General features: G+C 37.0%; 3 protein-coding genes. 1 reads left to right on the top strand and 2 read right to left on the bottom strand.

Features of this window, described 5'->3' with window-relative positions; genetic code table 11:
- Window positions 1-159: 159 nt before the first annotated feature.
- Window positions 160-771, top strand: a complete 612-nt coding sequence (locus AVJ19_RS20395; RefSeq protein WP_015060246.1) for a recombinase family protein — start codon at window positions 160-162, stop codon at window positions 769-771.
- A gap of 189 nt (window positions 772-960) precedes the next feature.
- Here AVJ19_RS20395 and AVJ19_RS20400 read toward each other — a convergent pair whose 3' ends face one another.
- Both AVJ19_RS20400 and msr(E) read right to left on the bottom strand, forming a co-directional pair.
- Entirely contained in the window at window positions 961-1,845 is an 885-nt protein-coding gene (locus AVJ19_RS20400) for an Mph(E) family macrolide 2'-phosphotransferase (RefSeq protein WP_000155092.1), read from the bottom strand.
- Window positions 1,846-1,900: 55 nt separating this feature from the next.
- Window positions 1,901-3,376 (bottom strand): ABC-F type ribosomal protection protein Msr(E), encoded by a 1,476-nt coding sequence (gene msr(E) / locus AVJ19_RS20405; RefSeq protein ID WP_000052512.1) that lies wholly within the window; start codon window positions 3,374-3,376, stop codon window positions 1,901-1,903.
- Between the last annotated feature and the right edge of the window lie 644 nt (window positions 3,377-4,020).

Consider the following 4,020-nt stretch of genomic DNA (forward strand, 5'->3'; position numbering starts at 1 on the left):
GTTATACGAATTCCCAAGGCATGGCTTTTAGTCATGCTTTTTTTATCAAAAGACTATACCTGAATGATAGCGAGCCAAATCGCATACAATATCTATCATTAGACTTAATGCAATAATTAAATGATAGTATTATCATTAATCTAATAGAATTAAGATTAAATGATAGAAATGAATACACGTATTTATCTACGAGCTTCAACTAAAGATCAAGATGCAGAAAGGGCTTTGCAGATTCTTCAGGATCTAAACCAAAACTTGAATTTGGGTGAAACCATTGTGTACGTGGAAAACTATAGTGGTACGAAGTTAGACCGACCTGAATTGAATAAGCTACTGTCAGAAGCAAATCAAGGTGACACATTGTTAGTTGAAAGTATTGACCGCTTATCACGCCTAACCCAACGAGATTTTCAAGAGCTGAAGCGCAGGATCCAGGAGAAGGGACTTCGTTTAGTCGTAGCAGATCTTCCTACTACCTACCAAATGATTCAAACCAGTGACAGCATTACTCATTCAATCTTGGAACTCATCAACAATATGTTGATTGATCTTCTGGCAACAATGGCCCGCCTAGACAATGAGAAACGTATAGAACGTATTAAGCAGGGCCTGGCACGTTCGGGTTACAAACCAACAGGCAAGAAGGCAAATGAGGCTAAACATAAACGAATAAAAGAATTGCTAGTAGTTGGCAATATGACTAAGGAAGAAATTGCCAAAGCAGTGAATTGTGGAGTTGCAACTGTCTATCGAGTTGCTAAAGTTATCTAAAAGAGGCTTATCTCAACGCGCCCCCAATGGGGCACCGCTGCATTCAGGTTACTTCACATAAGAAATTTTATGTTAAATGATTGTTAGAAATGCCCCTTGATCGAGGCATTTTCTATAAAGAATACTAAAAACTAATTAAAGCCAACCAAGTTTCAAAACAAGGCAGTTCTCAGCAATCATATTTTTAAATTATATAACTCCCAACTGAGCTTTTGCTCCAACGATAAGGCTTTCATTTTGAGTTTCTAAGGCAAATAAACCATACATCAAAGGAGAGGCCGCTGCTCTTTCTAAAGTCTGTTCATATAGTTTATTCCAAACTTTACCCCCTAGTTTTTCATACTCGATGATTAGAGTTTTGAGGCTTTCTTCTCCAAACAAAGTTACATGCCCAGCAAAATCAATCGCTGGGTCATCTATATGGGCTGTTGACCAATCAATAACGCCTGAAACAGCTCCATCCTTTGAAGCTAGTACATGCCCAGCATATAAATCGCCATGTATAAATTGGGTGAAATCTGCCCATAGAACATCATTATCCAACCATTTTCTGTAGCGGGTTTCCAATTGCTCACTTATACCAATTTCAGATTTTACTAACTGCAAATTGTTTGCTATTTCAGGTCTTAAATCTGAAGGTTTCATAATTTTCAAATCATTTTCCCGAACTTCTTTTTCAGGAATACTATGGATTTCAAATAAGGTTTTTGCCAAAGATGTTATGTATTTCGGGCTATCTTTGTCCATATTCCAAATTATTTCATAGGTTTCAGCATCCAAATTTAAAACAGGATTATCTTTAAGTATGGGATAAGCCACTAATTCTGTAGATGAAATTCTCCAATCAGGAACCTCTACAGAAAGATGTTTTTTTACCAATTCTAAAATGCGTTTTTCTTTCTTGATTTGTTCCCTCATGCCATCACGACGAGGAATACGCAGCAACCATTGTTGCCCCTTTGTATCAAGAGCAAAAACGACCTTAAAATCAATGCCCATTTCATTGAAATTCATTTTGTCCGTAAGCAACAAGCCGTGTGCTTCAGCAAGTGATTGAATATCTTGAATTGTCATTTTTAATTTCCTTTAAAGAGTTCAATAATTAATGTTCGGATTAGATTGGCTATCATTAACAATCTCTCTCAAAAGTCTTGATGATTTTGTGGTCTTTGATCTCGTAGATAATGTCAGCAATATTATCGACCAATTGCTTGTCATGAGATACGAAGATAATAGTTCCTGCATAGGACTTCATCATTGTTTCTAATGCGGCAATACTTTTTAGGTCAAGATAGTTTCCTGGTTCATCCATAAGCAAAATATTATATTTTCCTAAAAGCATTTTGGATAAAAGCAGTTTGATGATTTCACCTCCCGATAAGTCGGATAAGTTTTTTTGAATATCATTCGCTCCGATCCCCATTGAAGCCAATACTGCACGAATTTCCGCAACTGTGTACTCGCACTCTTCCTGCATAAAGGAGAGCACAGATTTATGCGTGTTAAATTTATATCCTGTTTGTGTAAAGTAGCCAATTTCAGCTTTTGGAGATATGGTTAATCCATCAGCACGTTCTGATATCATTTTTAACAAGGACGTTTTCCCTGTTCCATTCGATCCAGTTATAGCGACTTTAGCGCCAAGCGGTATTATAAAGTTAGCGTCATCAAAGATAGTACGGCTACCAAATTTTAAGCTCAGACCATCTGCCGTAATCGGGAACTTATTGTGCAGTTCTAGGGCTGAACTTTGACGAAAACGAATAGAACGCAAATGCTCTGGTGCTTGAATATCTTCTAATGCAGCCAAACGCTTTTCCATACTCTTAGCTGCCTGATACAGTTTTCTTTGCTTGGTGCCAGTCATTTTTGCATGCCCAAGTCGTCCAGCACTTTCGGTAGAGTTTTTGGATTTTTCTCCTTTTTTCTTATTGTCTAATCGATTAGCTTGCTGGCGTTTTTCTTGCACAGCAGATTCTAATCGCTCCCGTTCCTTCATCATCAGCTCATATTCTACGGCTTGGTGTTGTCGCTCTTCTTCTTTTTGACGCAAGTAATCCGAGTAACCACCCCAATATTCCGTAATTTTACCGTCTTTTAACTCCCATATCTTGTCTACAACCATATCAAGAAAATATCGGTCATGACTGATAACAAGTAATGCTCCATCAAATGCTTTAAGTTGACCAATAAGTAGATCTATTCCATTGAGATCAAGGTGGCTGGTTGGTTCATCCGCTAGAATGCCATGTACTTGTTGGGAAAATGCGGCAGCAATTTTTGCACGAGTTTCCTCTCCGCCACTCATTGTGTCGTTTTGTACATTGGAAACACCAAGGCGAGATAACATTGCCCGGTCTTCGACCGTTTCTATTTCGATTCCGCCCAGTTGGCTGATATGTGCAAAATCACCAAAACGCTGTAATGTCGCTTCGGCTAAAACAATTTCGCCATTAAGTACTTTGAGTAAACTACTCTTTCCTGCTCCGTTATCACCCACAAGACCAATACGGTCATAAGAGTGAATTTCCAATTCATCAATATCCAAAACATCACGCCCAGCATAATCCAAGCGTATGTTTCTCGCTTTAATAATTAAACTCATTTTTATTTACTCCTGTTTAGCTCTTGAAATTTTTTATGCAGCAAACAGGATTTAGGTGAAAACAAAAGCTAGCATCACAGTGTCCTCCCAAAAAAAAAGCTATTCATCCACAGGGTGGACAAATAGCTAGTCAATTAAGTTATAACTGGAAACTATGCACTAAAAGCATACTTATAAATTAAGCATACTTTTACTTTATATATCCGCATATATTCTTAAAGACACAACAAAAGCCCACCATTATAAAATAGTGTCACTATGCAAATAGTTGTGTCTTAACGAATGCGGATAGAATGCATAAACTTACCTAAAAAATAAAATTCAGTTTTATGATAACTTTACTGTTAAAAGAAGTCTAGACAACCTTGTTTTATGCTTGGATATAAGGCTTATTTTAAAATAATAGTAGTGAAGATTTTCTAAAATTAACATAATACACCTTATACGAAATGCTTTGATTTATCCCTTCTAAATCATTATCTTACTTTGAGCCGTTCCAGTATTCAGCGCACTGGAACGGCTTTTTTGTGACTATTCACGTTCCACGCCTATTCTTTGATCAATGTTTCACGGTTTTAATTAAATAAACTGAATAATTCAATCTGCACGATTTAAGCGATTATCTTGAATAAGATCATCCAATT

The organism is Acinetobacter sp. CFCC 10889 (genome assembly GCF_003268395.1).
Lineage (GTDB): Bacteria > Pseudomonadota > Gammaproteobacteria > Pseudomonadales > Moraxellaceae > Acinetobacter.

Coding starts and splice junctions, on each gene's coding strand:
- AVJ19_RS20400 (WP_000155092.1), bottom strand. CDS start 1,845: ATGACAATTCAAGATATTCAATCACTTGCTGAAGCACACGGCTTGTTG.
- AVJ19_RS20395 (WP_015060246.1), top strand. CDS start 160: ATGATAGAAATGAATACACGTATTTATCTACGAGCTTCAACTAAAGAT.